Origin of the sequence: Streptomyces sp. NBC_01171, from assembly GCF_045039805.1 — a bacterium.
In the GTDB taxonomy this organism is placed as follows: Bacteria; Actinomycetota; Actinomycetes; order Streptomycetales; family Streptomycetaceae; genus Streptomyces.
Genome location: NZ_CP108609.1, coordinates 6,173,798 through 6,195,219, shown reverse-complemented (window position 1 = coordinate 6,195,219; position 21,422 = coordinate 6,173,798). Strand labels below are relative to the sequence as shown.

Annotated in this window: 23 protein-coding genes and 2 pseudogenes; 13 read left to right on the top strand and 12 right to left on the bottom strand. The window is 69.6% G+C overall.

All coding sequences use genetic code 11. From position 1 onward, the window contains the following. Positions 1-38 precede the first annotated feature (38 nt). Positions 39-950: a LysR family transcriptional regulator gene (locus OG448_RS28680; protein ID WP_405558093.1), complete on the top strand. Its 912-nt coding sequence runs from the start codon at positions 39-41 to the stop codon at positions 948-950. Positions 951-1,388: 438 nt separating this feature from the next. Here OG448_RS28680 and OG448_RS28675 read toward each other — a convergent pair whose 3' ends face one another. After that, on the bottom strand, positions 1,389-2,000 hold the full coding sequence (locus tag OG448_RS28675) for a TetR/AcrR family transcriptional regulator (protein WP_405558091.1): 612 nt from the start codon (positions 1,998-2,000) through the stop codon (positions 1,389-1,391). Positions 2,001-2,144: 144 nt separating this feature from the next. Between OG448_RS28675 and OG448_RS28670 the strand changes: the two genes are divergently transcribed. Genes OG448_RS28670 through OG448_RS28660 form a run of 3 tightly spaced genes read left to right on the top strand, consistent with a single transcriptional unit; the run spans position 2,145 to position 4,460 of the window. Then, the gene (locus OG448_RS28670) at positions 2,145-2,879 is read left to right on the top strand and encodes an SDR family NAD(P)-dependent oxidoreductase (protein WP_037738440.1); all 735 of its coding nucleotides are present in this window, start codon (positions 2,145-2,147) and stop codon (positions 2,877-2,879) included. A 32-nt stretch (positions 2,880-2,911) separates the two neighbouring features. After that, positions 2,912-3,535, top strand: coding sequence for an NADPH-dependent F420 reductase (locus OG448_RS28665; RefSeq protein ID WP_405558090.1), 624 nt, complete (start codon positions 2,912-2,914; stop codon positions 3,533-3,535). A gap of 34 nt (positions 3,536-3,569) precedes the next feature. Beyond that, entirely contained in the window at positions 3,570-4,460 is an 891-nt protein-coding gene (locus tag OG448_RS28660; RefSeq protein WP_405558088.1) for a TIGR03619 family F420-dependent LLM class oxidoreductase, read from the top strand. Positions 4,461-4,671: 211 nt separating this feature from the next. On the opposite strand, the pseudogene OG448_RS28655 reads toward OG448_RS28660, so the two are convergent. From OG448_RS28655 to OG448_RS28645, 3 genes and pseudogenes are all read right to left on the bottom strand, one after another. Further along, positions 4,672-5,157, bottom strand: a pseudogene (locus OG448_RS28655) (amino acid permease); the annotation flags it as partial. A 122-nt stretch (positions 5,158-5,279) separates the two neighbouring features. After that, positions 5,280-5,687: a (2Fe-2S) ferredoxin domain-containing protein gene (locus tag OG448_RS28650; RefSeq protein ID WP_405558086.1), complete on the bottom strand. Its 408-nt coding sequence runs from the start codon at positions 5,685-5,687 to the stop codon at positions 5,280-5,282. Further along, positions 5,684-7,673, bottom strand: a pseudogene (locus OG448_RS28645) (heavy metal translocating P-type ATPase). Before OG448_RS28645 ends, OG448_RS28650 begins: the two are co-directional and overlap by 4 nt. 94 nt (positions 7,674-7,767) lie before the next feature. Between OG448_RS28645 and OG448_RS28640 the strand changes: the two are divergent. Then, a complete protein-coding gene (locus OG448_RS28640) occupies positions 7,768-8,148 on the top strand; it encodes an ArsR/SmtB family transcription factor (RefSeq protein ID WP_405558085.1) in 381 nt (126 codons plus the stop codon). A gap of 52 nt (positions 8,149-8,200) precedes the next feature. Then, positions 8,201-8,602 (top strand): phytanoyl-CoA dioxygenase family protein, encoded by a 402-nt coding sequence (locus OG448_RS28635; protein ID WP_405558083.1) that lies wholly within the window; start codon positions 8,201-8,203, stop codon positions 8,600-8,602. Here OG448_RS28635 and OG448_RS28630 read toward each other — a convergent pair. Then, complete coding sequence (locus tag OG448_RS28630; RefSeq protein WP_405558081.1) at positions 8,507-9,538, bottom strand: sodium-dependent transporter; 1,032 nt, start codon at positions 9,536-9,538, stop codon at positions 8,507-8,509. The two genes, OG448_RS28635 and OG448_RS28630, sit on opposite strands and share 96 nt — an antisense overlap. Before the next feature lie 158 nt (positions 9,539-9,696). Here OG448_RS28630 and OG448_RS28625 point away from each other — a divergent pair, with 158 nt between their 5' ends. Together OG448_RS28625 and OG448_RS28620 are read left to right on the top strand one after the other, a co-directional pair. Further along, entirely contained in the window at positions 9,697-10,536 is an 840-nt protein-coding gene (locus tag OG448_RS28625; protein ID WP_405558079.1) for a hypothetical protein, read from the top strand. Positions 10,537-10,639: 103 nt separating this feature from the next. Continuing rightward, positions 10,640-10,876 carry a hypothetical protein gene (locus OG448_RS28620; RefSeq protein ID WP_405558077.1) on the top strand — a complete coding sequence of 79 codons (237 nt, stop codon included), beginning with the start codon at positions 10,640-10,642 and terminating at the stop codon, positions 10,874-10,876. On the opposite strand, the gene OG448_RS28615 is transcribed toward OG448_RS28620, so the two are convergent. The 6 genes from OG448_RS28615 to OG448_RS28590 form a co-directional block, all read right to left on the bottom strand. Continuing rightward, positions 10,857-12,221 (bottom strand): sensor histidine kinase, encoded by a 1,365-nt coding sequence (locus OG448_RS28615; protein ID WP_405558075.1) that lies wholly within the window; start codon positions 12,219-12,221, stop codon positions 10,857-10,859. The genes OG448_RS28620 and OG448_RS28615 overlap by 20 nt on opposite strands. Beyond that, entirely contained in the window at positions 12,218-12,880 is a 663-nt protein-coding gene (locus OG448_RS28610) for a response regulator transcription factor (RefSeq protein WP_405558073.1), read from the bottom strand. Before OG448_RS28610 ends, OG448_RS28615 begins: the two co-directional genes overlap by 4 nt. Next, entirely contained in the window at positions 12,862-13,563 is a 702-nt protein-coding gene (locus tag OG448_RS28605; RefSeq protein ID WP_405558071.1) for a phosphatase PAP2 family protein, read from the bottom strand. Before OG448_RS28605 ends, OG448_RS28610 begins: the two co-directional genes overlap by 19 nt. 112 nt (positions 13,564-13,675) lie before the next feature. Continuing rightward, positions 13,676-14,344 (bottom strand): DedA family protein, encoded by a 669-nt coding sequence (locus tag OG448_RS28600; protein ID WP_405558069.1) that lies wholly within the window; start codon positions 14,342-14,344, stop codon positions 13,676-13,678. A 260-nt stretch (positions 14,345-14,604) separates the two neighbouring features. Continuing rightward, positions 14,605-15,222: a phosphatase PAP2 family protein gene (locus OG448_RS28595; RefSeq protein ID WP_405558068.1), complete on the bottom strand. Its 618-nt coding sequence runs from the start codon at positions 15,220-15,222 to the stop codon at positions 14,605-14,607. Then, positions 15,222-15,437 (bottom strand): hypothetical protein, encoded by a 216-nt coding sequence (locus OG448_RS28590; RefSeq protein ID WP_405558066.1) that lies wholly within the window; start codon positions 15,435-15,437, stop codon positions 15,222-15,224. The genes OG448_RS28595 and OG448_RS28590 overlap by 1 nt, the downstream gene beginning before the upstream one ends. Before the next feature lie 150 nt (positions 15,438-15,587). Here OG448_RS28590 and OG448_RS28585 point away from each other — a divergent pair, with 150 nt between their 5' ends. The 5 genes from OG448_RS28585 (at position 15,588) to OG448_RS28565 (ending at position 19,872) form a co-directional block, all read left to right on the top strand. After that, entirely contained in the window at positions 15,588-15,959 is a 372-nt protein-coding gene (locus OG448_RS28585) for a BlaI/MecI/CopY family transcriptional regulator (protein ID WP_405558064.1), read from the top strand. Beyond that, positions 15,956-16,897 (top strand): M56 family metallopeptidase, encoded by a 942-nt coding sequence (locus tag OG448_RS28580; RefSeq protein WP_405558062.1) that lies wholly within the window; start codon positions 15,956-15,958, stop codon positions 16,895-16,897. The genes OG448_RS28585 and OG448_RS28580 overlap by 4 nt, the downstream gene beginning before the upstream one ends. 185 nt (positions 16,898-17,082) lie before the next feature. Further along, positions 17,083-18,024 carry an ATP-binding cassette domain-containing protein gene (locus OG448_RS28575; RefSeq protein ID WP_405558061.1) on the top strand — a complete coding sequence of 314 codons (942 nt, stop codon included), beginning with the start codon at positions 17,083-17,085 and terminating at the stop codon, positions 18,022-18,024. Further along, positions 18,021-18,860 carry an ABC transporter permease gene (locus OG448_RS28570; RefSeq protein ID WP_405558059.1) on the top strand — a complete coding sequence of 280 codons (840 nt, stop codon included), beginning with the start codon at positions 18,021-18,023 and terminating at the stop codon, positions 18,858-18,860. Before OG448_RS28575 ends, OG448_RS28570 begins: the two co-directional genes overlap by 4 nt. A 187-nt stretch (positions 18,861-19,047) precedes the next feature. Further along, the gene (locus tag OG448_RS28565; RefSeq protein WP_405558057.1) at positions 19,048-19,872 is read left to right on the top strand and encodes a hypothetical protein; all 825 of its coding nucleotides are present in this window, start codon (positions 19,048-19,050) and stop codon (positions 19,870-19,872) included. 132 nt (positions 19,873-20,004) lie between these two features. Here the strand turns inward: OG448_RS28565 and OG448_RS28560 are convergent, their stop codons facing one another. Then, positions 20,005-21,288, bottom strand: coding sequence for a serine/threonine-protein kinase (locus OG448_RS28560; RefSeq protein WP_405558055.1), 1,284 nt, complete (start codon positions 21,286-21,288; stop codon positions 20,005-20,007). Positions 21,289-21,422 lie beyond the last annotated feature (134 nt).

Below are 21,422 nucleotides of genomic sequence, written 5' to 3'. Positions count from 1 at the left end.
GGTGATACCCTGGAGGCATCACCAGGGCTGGGGGCGCAATGGATCTGGACCTGCGCAAGCTGCGTTACTTCGTCACTGTGGCCGACCAATTGCACTTCGGCCGCGCCGCCGATGAGCTGCACATCGCTCAGCCGGTGCTCAGCCGGCAGATCCGTGCGCTCGAACAGGATCTCGGCGCCTCGCTGTTCACCAGGGACCGCCACGGCGTGGAGCTGACAGATGCGGGCCGGCAACTGCTGGCCGACGCCGGTCCGCTGCTCGCCTCAACCCACGCGGTCCGCCGCCGGGTGTCCGCGGCCGCCGGCGGCAAGCGGCGGCTGATGGTCGGTTTCCGGGCCGGCGTCGCCGTCACCCCGGCGGCCCGTGCGTTCGAGGACCGGCACCCGGACGTGGTCGTGGATGTGCAGCGGATCGAAGGGGACGACCAGGCTGCGATGCTGCTCGACGGCCGCATCGACGTCGGCTACGTGCGGCTGCCCATCGACGAGGCCGGCCTGCGCGTCACCCCCCTGTACACCGAGCCACGGGTAGCGGTACTGCCCGCCGGGCACCGGTTGGCCGGCAAGAAGGAGGTCACGGAGGCCGACCTGGCCGGCGAATCGCTGGTCTGGCACGGTGACCCGAGCACACAACCCACCGAGCGCCCGTTCCCCAATGCCGGGTACCCGGTGCGCGGGGTGGATGAGACGCTCGAGCACGTCGCGGCGGGCCGGGGCATCTCCTTCCTGGCCCGTTCGGCGTCGGTGTTCTACTCGCACCCGGACGTCGTCTATGTGCCCATCCCGGATCTGGCGCCCGACCAGGTGTGCCTCGCGGTGGCGGCATCGCGCACCTCACCCGTAGTGGATGACTTCGTCACTGCGGCCCAGTCGGCGGCCGAGATCACGGCAGAATGCGGGAACTACGAGATGTGGCGGCTCGGAGGCGACGCCGCCACAAGGCACGCTTGAGCAGTTCGACTGCCCCCTGCCGAGCGGGACAGAGTGGTGCTGTTGCGGCTGACCTCTGAGCCGGTTCCGTTCTTCGGCCGGCAGTTGCTCCGAGGGGCCCCGAAGCACCTGAGGGTGACTGGAAGTTCGCGCTGCGGACGCGGCTCAAGTCGGCTGATCTCCGCCTGTCGGCCTTCGTTTCGGGCTGGCGTTGCCCAGATGGGCCACCCGCATCCTCACAACCTCCCGGCCCCGCACGCGTTCTTCATGCGCCACAACTCCTGAAGCCCGCGCGGGTCGCCGGTCTCCCCGGCGACTTCTGCCGCGGCCTGCAACACGCGGGCGACCAGTTCGGTGAAGCCGGCAGGTCCGGGCCAGGTGCGGGGCGGCTGGTGTCGCGTACCAGCGGGTGCAGCCGCGCGACCGGCAGCGCGTCCAGCCCGGCCGCGGAGTGCCAGGTCAGCTCGACACTTGCTCCCGCCGCCGGTCATCGCCGGCTGTGGCGGGAATGGCGTTGTCGATGAGGACGGCGGCGATGGCGGCGGCGGTGGGGAAGGCGTCGGCGTCGAGGACACGGGTCCGGGCCGCGGCCCCGTCGATGAGCAGCGCGAGCTGCTCGCCGAGCTGTTCGGGGTCGGCGGCGCCGGCTTCGCGGGCGGTGTCGGCCAGTCGCGCGGCGACGGCCTTCTTGTAGTCGCGCGCGCACTGGGACGCGGGGTGCTCGGGGTCGTGGAGTTCGACGGCCGCGGCGATGTAGGGGCACAGGGGGGTGGTGGGGGGGATGTCGAAGGCGGCGAGGAGCCGTTCGCGGGGCGTGAGGTCGGTGCGGTCGAACACGCCGGACAGGACTGCGGGGTCGAACCGGCGCAGGTATTCGGCGACGAGTTCGTCCTTGCCGCTGAAGTGCTGGTAGGCCGTGCGTTTGGACACCTCGGCCACCGCGCAGAGCTGGTCCATGCCGGTGCGGTTGATGCCCTGCTCGCGGAACAGCTGCTGGGACGCGCTGAGGATGCGCTCGCGGGCGCCCCGGCCGCGGCGGCGGCCCGTGGGGCCCTTCTCCAACTCCGTCATGGGTCCATCGTACCGCAGCTAGGTAACGACCGGTGTACATAGTTTGCGTCCCGGCCACCCGCCCCGTAGCGTAAGAACACAGGGCGGTGTACATAACGCCGCTTCCCCAGGTGCACACGGCACCACCGACCCCAGGGAGCAACCATGGGAAAGCTCGATGGAAAGGTCGCGGTCATCACCGGCGGCACCACCGGCATGGCGCTGGCCGGCGCGAAGCTGTTCGTCGACGAGGGAGCGCACGTCTTCATCACCGGCCGCCGCCAGGACGCCCTGGACGAGGCCGTGAAGCAGATCGGCCGCAACGTCACCGGCGTCCAGGGCGACGCCGCCGACCTGGACGACCTGGACCGCCTGTACGACACCGTCAAGCGGGAGAAGGGAAGCCTCGACGTGCTGTGGGCCAGCGCCGGCGGCGGCGAGCCCGCCCCGCTCGGCGAGATCACCGAGGCCCAGTTCGACACCTGGTTCGGGCTCAATGCCCGCGGCACCCTGTTCACCGTCCAGAAGGCCCTCCCGCTCTTCAACGACGGCGGCTCCATCCTCATGACCGGGTCCAACGCCTCCCTCGGCGCCTTCCCCGGCTGGAGCGTCTACGCCGGCAGCAAGGCCGTCCAGCAGGCATGGGCCCGGATCTGGCTCAACGAACTCAAGGACCGCCGCATCCGCGTCAACGTCCTGACCCCCGGCCAGGTCGCCACCGCCAAGCAGGAAGAGCTCTTCGACGAGGCCACCAAGCGCCAGTTCGAATCCCTCATCCCCCGCGGCCAGATGGGCCGCCCCGACGAAATCGCCACCGCCGCACTCTTCCTCGCCTCCGACGACTCCAGCTACGTCAACGGCATGGAACTCGTCGCCGACGGCGGCACCACCGCCATCTGAACCGAACGACCACAACCAGGGCAGGACATCTCATGAGCAGCATCAGCATCATCGGTACCGGGAACATGGCCCGCACCATCGGCGCGCGGGCGGTAGCGGGCGGCAACACCGTCGAGGTCATGGGCCGCGACCGGTCCAAGGCCACTGACCTGGCCAAGGCTCTCGGCGACGGCGCCACGACGGGAGAATGGGGCACCGCCCCGGCCGGGGACATCGTCATCGTGGCCCTGCTGTACGACGGCGTCGTGCCGGCCATCGCCCAGTACGGAGACGCTCTCGCGGGCAAGGTCATCGTCGACATCAGCAACCCCTTCAACTCCACGTTCGACGGGCTGGCCCACCGCGAGGAGACCTCGATCGCGCAAGAAGTCGCCAAGGTCGCCCCGGCCGGCGCCGGCGTGGTGAAGGCGTTCAACACCGTCTTCCGCCAGGTCCTGGAGAAGGGCCGGCCCGACGTCTTCCTCGCCGGCGACGATGCGCAGGCCAAGGCACGTGTGGAGGCGTTCATCGAGACCCTGGGGATGCGCCCGCTGGACGTCGGCGGCCTGAAGATGGCCCACTGGCTGGAAGGAGCGGGCGTGGTCACGGTGGGCCTCGCCAACCACGGGGTCGGGAACTTGGACTTCGCCCTCAGCATCACCGAGCTTCCCGTCTGAGCAAACGGCCGGGGGATCGCCGAGAGGACTCCTCATGAAGCTTGGTTTCACACTTCCCATAATCGGGCCCGCCATCAGCAGCGCAGTTGGCCTGAGCGCGTTCTGCCGCGGGATCGAGGACCTTGGCTACGACACCCTGTGGGTCGGCGATCGCCTGGTCCAGCCGGTCGATATGCACAGCGTCTATCCGGGCAAAGAGCAGCCGTACCCGCCGCAGATGAAGCGTTACCTCGACCCGGTGCTGCTGTGGACCGTCGCCGCGACGGCGACCAGCCGGGTGCGGCTGAATGCCAGCACGCTCAGCACCTTCTACTACGAGCCGCCGCACCTGGCCCGGATGCTGACCACGCTCGACGTGCTCAGCGACGGCCGTCTCGAGGTCGGCGTGGGACTCGGATGGATGAAGGACGAGCACGACATCTCCCGCAGCGCGGACTGGCGCCGGCGCGGGCGGATGCTCGATGACCTGCTGGCGTTCCTCCACGAGTGGTGGACGGCCAACCCGGTGTCCTGGGACAGCGAGTTCTTCTCGCTGCCGCCGGTCCACGCCGACCTGCGCCCGGTGCAAGCGGGCGGGCCGCCCATCTGGATCGGCGGCGCCAGCGAGGCCGCCATGCGCCGGGTCGGCCGCAGCGCCACCGGCTGGCTCGGGGTCGATTTCCTGCCGGCCGAGGTCGCCGACCAATTGTGGTCGCTCGCGCGCCAGGCGGCGCAGGAGGCCGGCCGCGATCCCGACGCGCTGAAGAAGGCCATACGTATCAACCTCGAACCGGGCACGACCGTCGATTCGCTGGCCGACAAGCTCAAGCGCTTCGCCGAGTCCGGTGCGGACGAGGCGTTCGTGGACGCCTTCGCACTGTTCCCCGGCCTTGACCAGATGCTTGACTTCGCCGGCCAGGTGATCGCGCGCACCGGTCGGTTGTGACCACCCAGGAGTTCGAGGCCGTGACCGGGGCGTGTACCGGCGGTTCTTGATATCGGTGAGGCCTCTCCCAAGCGTTGGAGGGGCCTCACCGCGTTGTCCGAGCCCGTCATCTGCCCAGTGCTTCCGCCGACCCGTACTCCGTCCGCGGGATGATCGTCCGGCTCACGGAGGACGCGACGCCCGACGAGGTCGCGGGACTCGTTGAGAAGTGTCAGCGGCTGAAGCCGTGGGTCGCGCCTTTCCGAAGGCCGTAGATGGCGGCCCCCAGGGTGAGGACGGCGGTGCCGGAGATGACGGTGGTCAAGGGCAGGGCGAAGGCGAGGGCCGCGCAGCCGGCCATGCCGAGTACGGGGACGAGCCGGTTCGGCCGGCCCTCTGCCGGGGTGAGGGCCCAGGCGGAGGCGTTGGCGACGGCGTAGTAGGCCAGGACTCCGAAGGAGGAGAAGCCGATCGCGCCGCGGACATCGGTGGTCCCGGCGAGCACGGCGACCACCGCGCCGACGAGCAGTTCGGCGCGGTGCGGGACACCAAAGCGGGGGTGGACCGCGGCCAGCGGGTGCGGCAGGTGCCGGTCCCGGGCCATGGCAAGAGTGGTGCGGGAGACCCCGAGGATCAGCGCGAGCAGTGAGCCGAGCGCGGCGACGGCGGCACCCACGCGGACGACCGGCACCAACCAGTTCGCCCCCCCTGCCTCCAGACGGGGCAGCGAGAGCGTCAGCGCTCGCCAGCGATGACAGCCACGTCTGTCGTCTGCCACGGGAATGTCAGTCGTTCCGCCCTGAGCGGTGTCAGTGTGTCGGAGGCAGACGGGACGGTCGGTCAGTCGTCGAGTTCGTGACGGACGCGTCGAGACGGGCTGAACGTGTAGAGGTCGAGGATGTCGGGTGCCTCGGCGAGGCCGGGGCCGCCGTTCTTGACCCAGGCGGTGATGTCGGCGGCGGCACCGGGGCTGTTGACCTCGCCGAGCCAGACCGGGCGTCCGCCGGCCCTGCGGCCTTCGGCGGAGGGCTGGATGACGATGACGTTGGCGCGCTCGCACGCGTCCAGGCAGTCGGTTCGCCGGACCATCGCGACTCCGGCAAGTCGGGTGCGCAGGTCGTTGAGCTGGGCTTCGTGGTCCAGGTGCGGCACCTGGGCCGGGGTGCCGCAGCAACAGCCGCGGCAGACGGTGACGGTGGGCCGGGCAGCCCCCGAAGCGGAGGCTGCCTTCCTGGTACGGCGGCTCACCGCATGTCCTTCGCGGCGCGGTTCCAGGCCGCTTCGCGCAGCAGACGCAACCCGTTGAGGCCGACGATGACGGTCGAGCCCTCGTGGCCGAGAACACCGAGTGGCAGCGGCAGACGGCCCACCAGGTCCCAGACGACCAGGCCGGAGATGAACACTGCGGCGATCACCAGGTTCTGCACCACCAGACGCCGGGCCGCGCGCGAGAGGGCGATCACGGTGGGGACGGTGGCGAGTTCGTCGCGGACGATGACCGCGTCGGCGCTCTCCCGGGCGAGGTCGGACCCGGCGCGGCCCATCGCGATGCCGGTGTGGGCGGCGGCCAGGGCCGGGGCGTCGTTGACGCCGTCGCCGAGGACCAGCACCTTGCGCCCCCGGGCAGCCAAGCGCCGTACAGCTTCGACCTTGTCCTCGGGCAGGAGACCGGCGTGGACCTCGTCGCCGGTGATGCCGACCTCTGCGGCCAGGCGGGCGGAGGCGCGCGGGTTGTCGCCCGTCGCCAGCACCGGAGTGCTGCCGGTCAGCGTGGTCAGGGCGGCGACGGTCGCGGTGGCATCGGGACGCAGCCGGTCGGCGATGCCCAGCACCCCGACGGGAACGCTGTCGCGCAGGACCAGGACGGCCGTGCGGCCACCGTCCTCCAGGTCGGCCGCGACCTCGGCGGCGCGGGCCGCGCCGATGGTCTCGTTGCCGTCGAGGAGGCGGGCCGGTGCGCCGACCGCGACCGAGTGACCGCCGACGACGGCGGTGACCCCGAAGCCGGGAGCGGAAGTGAACTCGCGCATGTCGGCGATGGCCAGGTTGCGAGTGTGGGCGGCGTCGACCACGGCTCGGGCCAGGGGGTGTTCGCTGGGGTGCTCGGCGGCGGCCGCCAGCGCCAGCAGGGTGTCTTCCGTCAGCCCAGAGCCGTCCACGGGGCGGATGTCGGTGACGCGGGGGGTGCCCTCGGTGAGGGTGCCGGTCTTGTCGAGTGCGACCGCGTCGACCTGTCCGAGACGCTCCATCACCACGGCGGACTTCACCAGCACGCCGTGACGCCCGGCGTTGGCGATCGCCGACAGCAGCGGCGGCATCGTCGCCAGAACCACCGCGCACGGCGAGGCCACGATCATGAAGGTCATCGCCCGCAGCAGCGAGCCGGTCAGGTCTCCGCCGAACGCGAGGGGGACCAGGAACACCGCCAGGGTCGCGAAGACCATGCCCAGGCTGTAACGCTGCTCGACCTTCTCGATGAAGAGCTGGGTGGGCGCCTTGGTCTGACGCCTCCTCGACCATGGCCACGATCCGGGCGATCACCGAGTCCGAGGCGTCCCGCTCGACCTTCACCCGCAAGGCGCCGGTGCCGTTGAGGGTGCCGGCGAAGACCTCGTCCCCGGCCTCCTTCGCGACCGGCAGCGGCTCGCCGGTGATGGTGGCCTGGTCCACCTCGCTGACCCCGGAAAGGATGCGGCCGTCCGCGCCGACCCGCTCACCGGGGCGGACCAGGATGGTGTCCCCGACCACGAGATCCTCCGTCGGGACCGTCGCCTCGCTCCCGTCGTCGGCCAGGCGGTCGGCAACGGTCGGCGCGAGGTCGAGCAGACCGCGCACCGCGTCCCGGGTACGCGCGGTGGCCAGGGCCTCCAGCGCGCCGGAAGTGGCGAAGATGACGATCAGCAGCGCGCCGTCCATCACCTGCCCGATCGAGGCCGCGCCGATCGCGGCCACGATCATCAGCAGGTCCACATCCAGGGCCTTCTCCTGCAGCGCCGCCAGCCCCGCCCAGGCCGGCTCCCACCCGCCGGCGACGTAGGCGGCGGCGTACAGCGGGCCCCACGCCCAGGCGGGAGCGCCGGTCAACTGGAGCGGCAGCGCGATCAGGAACAGCACCAGCGCCGCGGCGGCCCAGCGCGCCTCGGCCAGGGCGAACACCCGCGTACGGCGCTTCGGCGCCGTACGCGGGGCGGCCGGAGTGTCCCGTCCGGACCGCTGGCGCAGGTCAGAAGGCATGACAAAAGAACCCTTCAGGGCGAAGCAGGGCGACACATCCACCGTACAGGAACATCTGAACAGGTCTTCATATGTGCCCGGTAGGATGGACGCCATGGGTCACGGAGCCGACAAGAACCACGCCACCCCCCGCGAGCGCCTGGACACGGCGGGGGCCACCGACGTCGCCGCCACCCTCCAGGCCCTGGCCACCCCCTCGCGGCTGTACATCCTGGCCCGCCTCCAAGAAGGCCCCTGCGCGGTCGGCGACCTCGCCGAAGCCGTGGGCATGGAAGCCTCCGCCTGCTCCCACCAGCTCCGCCTGCTGCGCAACCTCGGCCTCGTCACCGGAGAACGCCGGGGCCGCTCCATCGTCTACGCCCTCTACGACAACCACGTCGCCGAACTCCTTGAGCAGGCCCTCTTCCACGTCGAGCACCTTCGTCTGGGCCTGCACGACACATCCACCGAGACGGGCAAGTCCCTGGTCCCGTAGCAGGCCAGTGTCACCTGCTGCCCGCTGACTGCCGCTGACCGCTTTCGAGCTGATGCGGAACGCGGGATGTCCGCAGTTCCTCGAGATCGGGCATGTGGTTGTAGAGGGTCCCCACCGTCACTGGCCGTGTCATCGAAGGCACCCTCCCCTCGCCATCAAGGCCGCGTACTTCCTGACCGATCCCGGTCCGGATGCCGGCTTCACCATGTTCGTCCCCGGCAGCCACCCCCACCCCGGCCCCGCACGGCCCATCTCGCCCCATGCGCTGTACACCCATGCCGGCGTCCTCAACAGCCTGTCGATCGAGGCGAGTACGGCGCTGCGACCACGATCGCCTGCCGCGGTGGCTGCGCGGGCTTCAGACCCTTCGATGTCGGACGAGTCGGTTCGCGGCTGTCTTCTGCAGCAGCCCGTAGGCGAGGACAGGCAGCAGAAGTTGGGGCTTGTGGGGTAGGGCCGTGGTGATCAGGACCGCCCCGGCGCTGCTGTTGTTCATGCCGCAGGCGAGAGTCAGCGACGCGGCGGAGGAAGGGGCGAGTCGCAGCAGTTGGGCAAGTACGCGCCCGATACCGAAGGACAGAAGGCAGACCGTTCCCGCCGTCAACACTGCGGCCACAAGCAGCAGGGGGCGTGGGTGGGTCAAGAAGGAGCCCAGCGCCCCGCTGGCGTTGAGATAGGTCAGCACCAGGGAGCCGCTCATGGCTGTGGGGAGGGCGACGACCACGCTGCGGGAAAGCCACGGAGCGGGCAGAAGCAGTCGAGACAGGATGCCGGCCGCGCACGGCATGACGACCGTGGTGAGAGTCGATCCGCCGGCATGGATGCTTCCGGTGAGCGCGTTCACGTGAGCGCCGGTGAGAAGCGGGCTGAGGCCGTTGATGACAAGAGGCACGGTGAGTGGGCTCAGGAGCGTGGAGACGAGTACGAGGCCCACCATGGTCGGCTGATCTCCCATGCCTTTGCCGGCCCACACCGTGGCTCCGGCAGCGACCGGCATGGCCACGATCACGATCATCGCGGTGACCAGGCCACCGCCCCCGTCCGTGTCCGGGGTCTGGCGCAGCAGGAATGCGATGACCGGGATGGTCAGAGCGGGGACGGCAAGGCGCAGGAGAAGTCCGGCGAGCAGAGCACGCGGGCGCCGCACCAGCTCGCCCAAGGCCTCGACGGGTACTTGCAGCCCGGCGGTGAAGAGGACAAGGCCGAGGAGGATCTGGGTGCTGGAGAGGGTGAAGCCGCCGGTGAACGGCAGCCGGTGGGGGTGGCGCAGCCACAGACCGGGGGCAGGCAGCAGCGCGGCCGCCGTGTAGGACACCGAGACAGCCCAACCGAGGCGCTGTTGCAGCCACATCGTCGCACGCGATAACGGGCCGAGTACGAGGTTGGGCATTCGTGGATTCAGGGGGAGATCCTTTTCCGTCCAGCGATGCGGAGTTGGGGCGGAGAAGGAAGCATGGCTGCCACGCGGCGCCGGAGCGGAGCGGCGCGAGGACGGTGGCGCGCGCCAGTCAGGATGTGTTCAGGAGCCCGCTGGCACGGTAGGGCGGCATGACGTACGAAAAGTTCGGGCCTTCGCTGCCCGATGCCGCTGGAAACGAGGCGTACCCGTCTGGTTTCCGGCCGCGCTGGAACAAGGTCCCAGAGGTCACCGCCTACTTCTGGATCATCAAAGTGCTGTGCACGACAGTCGGCGAGACGGCTGCCGACCTGCTGAACGAAAAGGCCGGACTGGGCCTGACCGGTGTGTCGTTCCTGATGAGTGCTCTACTGGCCGTCGCACTCGTGGTCCAGTTCCGCACCCGGTCCTACCAGGTGGGCGTTTATTGGCTCGCGGTCGCTCTCATCAGCGTTGTGGGGACTCTGATCAGTGACAATCTCACGGACAACAGAGGCGTGCCGCTGGAGACCAGCACCACGGTGTTCGCCATCGTTCTGGCGATCGTCTTCGCGGTCTGGTATCGGCGCGAGCGGACGCTGTCGATCCATCACATCGACAGTGTCGGCCGAGAGTCGTTCTACTGGCTCGCCGTGTTGTTCACCTTCGCCCTCGGCACGGCGGCCGGGGACTTGCTCTCCGAGCGCATGAGCCTGGGCTACTGGCTGTCCGCCGTCCTCTTCGCCTTGGCCATCGCGGCGGTCGCCATCGCGCGCTTCGCGCTCGGCGCGAACGCCGTCTGGAGCTTCTGGATCGCCTACATCCTGACCCGGCCGCTCGGCGCGTCCGTCGGCGATTATCTCTGCCAGCCGACCGGTGACGGCGGACTGGGGCTCGGCACCGTGATGACCAGCGTCCTGTTCCTCGTCGTCATCCTCGGGCTCGTGGTTTATCTGACCGTGACACGCAAGGACGTCACCCCGAAAGAGCCTGCCGCTTTCCACTCGGACTGAGCCACAGGACGAGCGTTCGGCCGTTCGGGCGAACTACGCCGGCGCCGCTCTGCTGGTGGTCGGACCACTCATGGTCCTCGTCGCCTTGATGAAGGTGCCCACGGTGCCGAATGTGGCGCAGTTCTGGATCGCCTTCGTCCTCACGCGTCCACTGGGTGCCACCGCGGGCGACTTCCTCACCAAGCCCGTCGCCAAGGGCGGTCTCGACCTCGGCACCCTGGGCTCTTCCCTCGTCCTGCTCGTGGTCCTCTTCGGCATGATGATCTACGCCCACCGGCAGGAGCGCAGAGGTGAAGCCACCAAGGCACAGCCCGAGGAGGTCAGCCGGCGGGCAGAGTGACCGTGAAGCGGGCCCCGGACACGTTCCCCGCATCGAACGTCACGTCGCCTCCCACGGAGAGGGCCAGACGCCTGGCGAGCGGCAGCCCGAGGCCCGCTCCGTCGTGCCCGTCACCCGGCTCCGCCCGCCGCCCCGGGACGAAGAGGTACCTGACGAACGCCTCGGGTACCCCGGGGCCGTCGTCGGTGACATCGATACGGACGGCGTCGGCCGTGCGCCGCACGGCCACCGTCACGGTCGTGCGTGCATAGCGGACCGCGTTGGCCAGCAGTGGACTCAGAATCCGTTCGAGCAGGGCGGGTGCGGTGGCCGCTTGGATGACCGGGGCACCCGTCTCCAGGGTCGTCCTGATCCGGTCCGGCGTGCTGGACTGCAGCAGGCGCTCGAGGCTCGGCACGACGTCCGTGGTACCGGGAACGGCCGTGTGGTCCAGCGCCCGGTCGCGAGCGTCGTTGAGCAGCGTGTCGCAGATGGCGCGCATCGACTGGGCCGCTTCGGTCAGCACCCGATGGGTATCCCGCGTCTCCTGCACGGAACGCGGGCGGATCTGCCACCAGTCGAGTTCGACGATCATGCGCGTGAGCGGCGTACGCAACTCATGGGACAGCTCGCCGGTCAGTTGCCGCTCGTGTCTGAGTACGGTCCGTATCCGGTCCAGCAGTACATCCAGTGAACCTCCCAGCCTGGCGAGTTCAACCGGCTGGTGCTCGGCTCCGAAACGGGCCTCGGACCCGACCGCGCTCCACTGAGCGGCCCTGTCGGTCATGGACTGCATGGGGCGCAGTGCGCGACCGAGCGACAAACGGGTGAGGATGTACGTGCAGGCGAGCATCGCCGCGTCCAAGGCGAGAGATGCCAGGAGCAACGTGTCGGCGGAGCTGCGGTACGGACCCAGGCTCATGGCCGTGACGACGCCGGCGGCGTGGTTACCCGGCAACGGCAACGCGCACTCGCGCATGGGCGGTTGGCCCGCGTCAGTGGTGCACGTCTGCCTTCTCTGGTCGGCCAGATCGTCGGCCGCGTCGGACAGCGGGCTGTGGATTGGTGCCGAGGGGGGCCTTTCCAGCAGGCGCCCGTCGGCGTAGATCCATACGTTGGTGTCCAGCAGATGGTCGTTGGCGGTCTCGAGCACGCGCGCCCGGGAGCCGCTGGTGTCGATGGTGGTGGCGACCGCCTCCGCCCGGTTGCGCAGCTCCGCGTCCACCTGATGCTGCAGGTGACGGGTGATGGCGAGATTGAAGACGAAGGTCAGGAGCGTCATGATCAGCGCCGCCGTGGTCAGCGCCACCAGGGACAGGCGGCCTCGCAGTGTCCGGGGAACGAGGCGCTGGGCAAGGCGTTTCATGACAGACGGTGCCCGACTCCGCGCGTTGTGGTGATCGTCAGGCTGCTGCCCGCGTCACGCAGCTTGCGCCGCATCCGGGTGAGGTACTGGTCCAGAGTGTTGTCGCTGACCTGCGCGCCCTCGGGCCAGCCGGCCCGGATGAGGTCGCGGCGGCGCACGATACTGCCGGCCGCGGCGACGAGTGGGGCCAGTAGCCGGAACTCCGTGGGCGACAGGGCGACGGGGGCACCGCCTTCGACGGCCATGCTGTGATTGACAGCGTCCAGCACAAGATCGGCGTAGGAGGCGGCCGGACGGGATGCGGAGCGCTTCAGCATGGCTTTCAGACGTGCGGTGAGTTCAGTGAGGTGGAAGGGCTTGGGCAGGTAGTCGTCCCCGCCGGCAGAAAACCCGGACAGGCGGTCCGTGATCCGATGCCGGGCGGTCAGGAAGATCACGGGAGCGCGGACCCCGTTGGCCCTCATGGCCTGGCACACATCCCGTCCGTCCGCGTCCGGAAGGCCGATGTCGAGGACGACGGCCTCGACGCCGTCCCCGGCCAGCCGCAGCGCCGTGGCGCCGTCGGCGGCCAGGACGACTTCGAAGTCCTCCGACAGTCCGCGGCGCAGAGCGTCCCGCAGCGCGTGGTCGTCCTCCACGATCAGGATCTTGGGTCGCATGATCCTTCCTGGTTGTTCAGGGAGGCGTCTGAAGCCGGGAAGAAGGCGCCCGGGCACCATCGGGCAGCGCCCCACAGGCATGCGGTCAGCCATGCTGTCGCGAACAGCCAGCCCCCGGCTACGTCGGTGAACCAGTGGACGCCGAGGTAGGCACGACTCAGTCCCACCGCCGCACCCCAGCAGCCGATGAGCAGCCGTAGCGCCGTGGCCCCTCGTGGAGCCCGCAAGGACACCGCGACGATCAGCAGACCGGCTATGAGCGCGCTCGTCGTGCTGTGTCCGGACGGGAAGGCCCAGCCGGATGCGTGTGTCGCCCAATCCGCAAGCGGTGGACGGGGGCGATGAGCCAGTTCCATCACCGCGTAGCGGAGAGCCTGGCCCCCGCCAAGACAGGCCAGGCCGAACGCGACTGCGGCCAGCCTCTGCCGCGGTGTGCGCCCGGCCACCGCGGCTGCCAGCGCCACCAGGGCGTAGGGAAGTGCACCCGTGCCGGTGGATGTGACACCGCGGGCCAGCGCCAGCGCCATAGGCGGTCGGTGATCGACGGCCCAGGCCAGAACGTCATGATCCAGCTCCCGTGGCGCGCCTCCCCTGCCCAAGGCCACGGCGGCCAGCACCCCGAGCGCGGCCCAGACGCCGAGGCTCACGCTGCCGGCGAGCTCCGCGACTTCCTGGCGCTTCATGCGGCGAGCAGCGGAGCGTCAGGCCTCCGCGAATCGAACAGCGGCATCATGGCCGCGGCAGTGCAGGTGCGCGTGACTCGCGGCCAGTCACGTGAACCGTCGAAAGCGAAAGTCACCGCGGCTCCCCTTTCGCCTTCGCTTCCCTGCGGCTGCGGAGGGCCTCCGCCAGGAGGGGAGTCAGGGACACCACCACGATCAGGGCGACGAGCGGCAGCAGGTAGCGGTCGACGTTCGGGATCGATGAGCCCAGCGCGTACCCCGCCAGGATCACGCCTGCGGACCACACCAGACCGCCGACGACCTGCCAGAGCGTGAAGGTCCGTACGGGCACCTCCAGGACCCCGGCCAGCGGATTGAGCACCGTCCGCACCACCGGAACGAACCGGGCCAGCACGATCGCCTTCGCGAACCCGTAGCGCTCCAGCAGCTCTTCCGCTCGCTTCGCGCCGTCATGCAGCCGCTGTGATCGGCTGCGAGCCAGCAGTGATCCGCCCGCTCGGCGGCCGATCAGGTAGCCGCACTGCGCTCCGGCCAGCGCGCCGACCGCGGCGGAGATCAGCAGCGGGGCCAGCGAGAGGTGCACCGCCCCCTCCGCCGATCCGGTGGCCAGCAGACCGGCCGTGAAAAGCAGCGAATCGCCTGGAAGGAAGAAGCCAAGGAGCAGACCCGTCTCGGCGAACAGGACCACGCCCACACCGAGCACCCCGAACGCGGTCAGCAGCGATCTGGCATCCAGCACGTTCACAGCGAGCTGAGAAGCCAGATGCATCGATGTCGTCATGAATTCGGAGCCTCTCCCCTTGCGGATCACCGAGTGAGTACGCGATCCGCCATCGGCGACTACATCACAGTAGACGGTCTACAGCACAGTAGACGATAGGCGTCGCAGAGACGTTCCCGAGCACGTCCGGGGCATGCAGTCGTCGGACGGTCACGCCTACCGACTCGAATCCACCGGACTACCCCGATCAGCGTACTTGCGGCCACACGCCTGAGCCTCTGACGGGTCCGCTCCGGAGGCTCGGGCGCCGGCGGCATCGCTCAGGAAACGATCAGCGGGCGCAGACGTCCCCGGCCGAGCAGTTCGGCCACGGCCACGGCGTATCGCGCCAGCAGCATGGCCAGCGAGGCAGCGACCAGGGCTCCGACGACGAGACCGGCGATGATGTCGTGCGGATAGTGGGCGCCGACCCAGACGCGCGAGGCCGCCATTGCCAGGGCACCGAGGGCGGCGAGCACCCCGAGGCGGACCGAGACGAACCACAGGGCGACCGCCGCCGCCGCGGCCAGCGCGGAATGGTTGCTGGGGAACGACCAGTCGCCGACCGCGGGACACGCCTCCAGCGTCATCACGTGCAAGGACTGGCACGGCCGGTTCTCATGCACCGCCTGCTTGAGCACGGCGCTGACCGCGAAGGCCACCATGGTCAGCACCGGGGCGGCCAGGGCCTTCACCGCCCGGGCAGCGTCCTGGCGGCGGGCCCGCCACCAGCCGATCAGCATCAGAACGGCGAACAGTGCGAGCCCGTATGTGGAGTAGCCGGAGACAAGGTTGTCCAGCCAGGCGGGCGCGTGGTGCGCGGCGTCGACCACGTCGAGGTAGGCGGCCCCGTCGAGGCCGGAGCCGTCGTACGACTGTGCGGTGGTCATGGTGTGCATCACGCCCCTCCGTTCGCACCGTGCGGGCGCCGGGACCACACGAGCTCCAGCCCGACCGGAACGAGCGACACGAGGAAGAACCCGATCAGCAGGCCGGTCTCGGCGAACATGACGGCGGCGGTGCCGAGCGTACCGAAGGTGGTCGGCAGTGACTGCGCGTCGAGAGGGTCCGCGGCTGGTTGAAGCGGGGGTGCTGCTTGGTGCGCGAGCGTCATCGGCGCTGGCCCCTTCGATAATGGCTGTCGGGTATACCGGATGCGGACGGGCCTGGAGCGCTGCGGAGACACGACAGCGGGCCACGAGTTGCGTCTACAAGACAGTAGTCGGTCTACTTCACTGTAGACGATCAGTGGGAGGGCAGTTCCATGACTGATGCAGCGGGCGAGCGCAGGCCCGCCGGCGAGCTGGAGGCGAGCGTGCTGGCGGCACTGTGGGCCGCGAGTGAACCACAGACGGCGGCCGAGGTGAGAGCGGCGATACCCCAAGAGCTGGCCCGCACCACGGTGGCGACCCTTCTCGCGCGACTACAGGAGAAGGGGGCGGTGGGGCGCACCCCGGGCCGGCGCGGCTTCCTGTACTACGCGGTGGAGGACTCCCACAGCCTGACCGCACAGCGCATGCACCGCGAGCTGGACCAGGACGACGACCGCAGCACGGTATTGGCCCGCTTCGTCAAAGGCCTCAGCCCGAGCGACGAGGCGGAGCTCAAGCGCCTGCTGGAGGGAGGTGGCCGGTGATCACGCTGCTACTGATCCCCCTCGTCCTGCCCTGGGCGCTGCCGCCGCTGGCCCGGCACACCGTGGAGCGGATCCGGCCCGAGATCGCCCTGTGGACGGTCACCTGCGCCACGGCCACCCTGGCCGTCGGGGTGGTGGCGAGTCTCGGCGTCCTGCTGCTGCCATTGGCCCTCTCGTTCCCCCCTGCGGCCACGGTGGCGGAACTGATCCAGCCGCTCGCGGCGGGGCCGCGGCTGCTGGTCCTGGGCGTCTCGGCGCTTTCCGCCGGGTGTCTTGCGCTGGCCGGCTACCAGGTGCTGCGCAAGGCCGCTTCGGAGGTGGCGCGCCTGCGTGCCGCGCACGACAGCGTCGCCGGCCTCCCGGACGCCGGAGGACTGTGCGTCCTCAGCGACCCCCGTCCGGACGCGTTCGCACTGCCGGGCGGTCTGCGCAGGGCCGACCGGATCGTGGTCACCACGGGCATGCTGCGCGCGCTGGACCCGGTCCAACGGGAGGTCCTGCTCGCGCACGAGCGGGCCCATCTCGCCGCGAGGCACCACCTCTTCCTGACCGCCGCTCAGCTCGCCGGATGGTGCCACCCCGCTCTGGCCGCTGTCGCCGCTCACGTTTCGCTCGCCGCCGAGCGGGCGGCGGACGAAGCCGCCGCCCGCGGCTGCGGCGACCGCGCCGTCACAGCTCACGCGGTAGGGCGCGCCGCGCTGGCCGTGGGTCGTGGGCGCGGTGCCATGGAGGCTCCCGCGCTGGCCCCCGGCGCCACCACCGGCCCCGTGCCGGCTCGAGTCAAAGCCCTGCTGGCTCCGGCACCCGTCCGGCGCGTGGCTCCGGCCCTGTGGGCCATGGCCCTACTCTGCTCGACGGCCGGGGCTTCGTCGCTGGCTGGAGCACTCTGGCTGCACCACGGCGTCGAGATCGCCCAAGGCGAAGGATCCTCCGACTGACCTGCCGGCTCATGCAACGCGACGACACATAGAGAGGCAACCCGATCAGACGGACAACCTGACTGCAAACTGAACACATCGACGACACTCCTCTCACTTCGAGTCGATTCACCGATGTGCGGCGATTCTTGAGGAAGCTCCAAGTGGTGAGGGACGCATCGCGCGACCCGAGAGGAGAAGCCCCGATGATCGACGCACGGCAACTGACCAAACGATACGGAGAGAAAATCGCCGTAGACGGCCTGGACTTCGTCGTGAAGCCGGGCTCGGTGACAGGATTCCTGGGTCCCAACGGTGCGGGCAAGTCGACGACCATGCGCATGATCGTGGGTCTGGACGCCCCGACGAGCGGCTCCGTCACGGTGAACGAGCGCCGGTACGCCCGGCACCGGGCACCGCTGCAGGAAGTCGGCACCCTGCTGGAGGCCAGATCGGTCCATCCGGGCCGCTCGGCCTACCACCACCTGAGGGCGTTGGCTCTGACCCACGGGATTCCGCGCCGGCGTGTGGGTGAGGTCATCGACCTCACCGGGCTGGGCAGCGTCGCCAGGAAACGGGCCGGCGCCTTCTCGCTGGGGATGGGGCAGCGGCTCGGCATCGCCGCCGCGCTGCTGGGCGACCCGCAGACGGTGATGCTGGACGAGCCTGTGAACGGACTGGACCCCGAGGGGGTGCTCTGGATTCGCAACCTGCTGGCCTCGCTCGCCGCACAGGGGCGCACGGTGTTCGTGTCCTCGCACCTGATGAGCGAAGTGGCTTTGGTGGCGGACCACTTGATCGTCGTCGGACGTGGCCGCCTGCTGGCCGACACGACCGTCGAGGAGCTGGTTCGCACGGCGGGCGGGGACACCGTGCGGGTGGCAACGCAGGACCGCGCACGACTGCGGGAGGTCCTCGCTGGGCCGGGCGTGGACATCTGCGCCGGCGTCGGCCCGGAGGATCTGGAGGTGACCGGGCTGTCCGCACGGGAGATCGGCCTGAGGGCGGCCGAGCACGGGATCGCCCTCTTCGAACTCAGCACGCGTCAGGTCTCGCTGGAAGAGGCGTTCATGGAGTTGACCAGGGACGCCGTCGAGTATCACGGGTCGGCCGCCGGTGCCGGCGAAGCCGCCGAGAGGCAGGCATGAGTACCCTCACCGCGCCCCCAGAGGCGGCACCAGCAGCGGGCGGCCGCCCTTCCTACCGGGTTACCGGACGAGGCGTTCTCGCGTCGGAATGGGCCAAACTCTGGTCGCTGAGGTCTTCCTGGATCACGCTCGGGCTGAGCCTGCTGCTCCTCCCGGCCTTCGGACTGATCGCCGCGACCCGCTACAGGTCCGAGATCGGTTCCGGGCACATGAACCCGGACTTCGCCCGGCAGACCGCTGTCGGCCTGTCGCTCTTCGGTACGAATGTCGCCCAGCTCACCCTGGGCGTCCTCGGGGTTCTGGTGACGGCCGGGGAGTACTCGACGGGCATGATCCGCTCGACGCTGGTCGCCGTACCGCGCCGGCTCCCGGTGCTGTGGTCCAAGGTGGCCGTGATCGGGCTGGTCTCGCTGGCCGCCGCGACGGCCGGGGTGTCCGTGGCCTTCCTGTTCGGCAGTCACCTCGTCTCCGGTACGCCGGGGGCCATGGGGTTCTCACATCCCGGTGTCGTACGAAGTCTGCTGGGCGCGGGGCTCTATCTGAGCCTCGTCTCCGTGATCGGTGCCGCCGTCGGTGCTCTGCTGCGCTCCGTGGCCGGCGGCATCTCGGTGCTTGTCGTCACACTGATGCTGATTCCGGGGCTGGCCACCCTGCTGCCCAGCTCCTGGCGCGACAGCATCAGCCCTTACCTGCCCAGTAACGCGGGCGATTCGATGTTCGCCCTGACCCACGACGCCACCACCCTTGCGCCCGGCACCGGTCTGCTGGTCTTCATCGGCTGGAGCGCACTGGCACTGGCCGGGGCCGCGTACCGGCTGATGCGCAGTGACGCTTGACTTCCGCGGGAGGAGGAGAAAGGAACCTCTATATCAACATCGCGTCAGTGCCGACCAGCGTTTCTCGGGTGCCTTTCAGGTTGCGGTCAGCTTCGCCTGAGCCCATGGAAACACCTGTACCGCAAGATCCAAAACAATTGCAAAGGGGCCTGTGTGGACAGCAGTTGAGCATGCGATGGTGAAGATCATGAGCACAGAGCAAGTTCTCGGTCAGCGGCCCCCTTTCCCGACCCACGCCCGAATAGGTGAGGGCGCGAACAAGGTGCCCGAAGTGACCGTCTACTTCTGGATCATCAAGGTCCTCACCACAGGTATGGGCGAGACCGCTTCTGATTTCCTGGCCCATCTACTGGGCCCGATTCCGGCGGTGGCCCTCGGCGGCATCGCCTTCGTGGCGTCGCTTGTCCTGCAGTTCGCCGTGCGCCGTTATGTGCCCTGGGTCTACTGGACGGCGATCGTCATGGTCAGCGTGTTCGGCACAATGGTCGCCGACGTCCTGCACGTCGCCCTCGGTGTCTCCTACACCCTGTCCACGCCGCTGTTCGTGATCGCCCTCGCGGCCGTCTTCGCCATCTGGTACGCCAGCGAGCGGACCCTGTCGATCCACAGCATCCGCACCCGCCGCCGTGAGGTCTTCTACTGGGCGGCCGTCCTCGCCACCTTCGCCCTCGGCACCGCGGCCGGTGACCTCACCGCATCCACCGGTCTGGCATATCTGGGTTCGATCGTGCTGTTCGCCGGGGCCATCGGACTCCCGGCCATCGCCCATCGGACGGGCGCACTCGGCGCGGTGGCCGCGTTCTGGAGCGCCTACGTGCTGACCCGCCCGCTCGGTGCCTCGCTCGCCGACTGGATGGCCTTGTCGCAGACCCGCGGAGGACTCGGGTGGGGCCTCGGCCCGGTCACCGTGTCCTGGGCGGCGGCGATTCTCGGCTTCGTGGCCTACCTGACCGTGACCCACCGCGACGCCGGAACACGGCAGACGGACCCACTCCCCCGGCAATCGGCCTGACAGGAAGAGCAGCCTGCGCGGAGTGTGCGGGGCAGCCCATCGCGTGACTCGCACCTCAGGGGAAAGGCCCTTGTTGTCGAGCTCGGGCATGTCCACCCGTGTACCGCACATCTGTGCTTGGACTGACTCTCGTCAGTGTTTTCCCTTGCCGCCGTGCTCTTCGCGCTTGTCGTGCTTGCCCTGCTTGTCGGGCGACGGCTTGGTGTCGTCGACCGGCTTCTGTGCCTCAGCCGCGGCGGGCTGTGACGAGGAGCCGGCGGGTGCCACCACGGAGGGCGAGGAGGAGGCGGGTGAGGACGGATCGGCTTGCGGTTTCTTCGCCGAGTTGCTGTCAGGAGAGAACCAGCTCATGCCGATGAGGAGCGCCACGACGAACAGGGCGACGGTGCCCAGCGCGGCCACAAGTCTGGAACGGCGCAGCCGTGACGCACGAGGACGGCGGGGCACCGCTCGGTGGACGCTCGTCGTCCACTCGGTGTCCGTCGAGGGAGGCAAGGCGCCCCCGACGGGCGCGGTGCGCGAGGGTGTCGTAGAACCGGTGAGTGCCGGGCCGGAGATGGGTCGCTCGTCGTGGCGGGCGTGTTCACGCGGGAGAGGTGCCGGGGCTCCGCGCCAGTGGCCGTGTGCGAACCAGTTCGCGGCTTCTTCGGCCGTGGGCCGGTCCTGGGGCTCCTTGGCCAACAGGCCGAGCAGGTAGTTCTCGAAAGCGGGCGAGAGATCGGCGCCGAGTTGTCTGGGCGGTACGGGGACGGCGTCCAGGTGCTGGTGCAGCACTGCCAGTGCGGAGTCAGCTTGGAACGGCGGTCGTCCGGTGAGGAGTTGGTAGAGCACGCAGCCCAGGGAGTACACGTCGGAGGCCGCGCCGGCAGGGCGGCCCAGGGCGCGTTCGGGCGCGAGGTAGAGGCTGGTGCCGACGATCTGGCCGGTTGCGGTGAGGGCGTTGCCGGGGTCGTCCAGGAAGCGGGCGATGCCGAAGTCGCCTATCTTCAGGGTGCCGTCGGCGTCCAGCAGGAGGTTGGCGGGCTTGATGTCACGGTGGACGATGCCCTGCCGGTGGGCGGCGGCGAGCCCGTCCGCGGCCTCGGCGGCGACACGGGCGACACGTTCGGCGGGGAGGGTTCCCTGACTGGTGAGCGCTCCGGCGAGGCTGTCGCCCTCGATCAGGTCCATCACCAGGAAGAGCCGGTTGTCGTACTCGCCGAAGTCACGGACACCGACCACGTAAGGGTGGTTGAGGCGTCCGGCGGTCTGCGCCTCCAGCCGGAAGCGGGAGACCGCGGTGGGGTCGGCATGCTGGGTGAGCATCAGTTTCACGGCGACCGGTCTGCCCAGTATCTCGTCGACGGCGCGCCAGACCTCGCCCATCGCTCCGCGCCCGATGACGTCCCGCAGCCGGTATCGGCCCGCTATCAGCACCGTGTCTCTTCCTCATGCCCGAAGACGCCTTGATCGCCGCAGGCCATGACTCACCGCGAGAACACGGATGGAGGGGGGAGGCCACTGCAACTGCCTTAGCGTACCTGCCCCGTGAGAACCGCATCGGCAGCCGG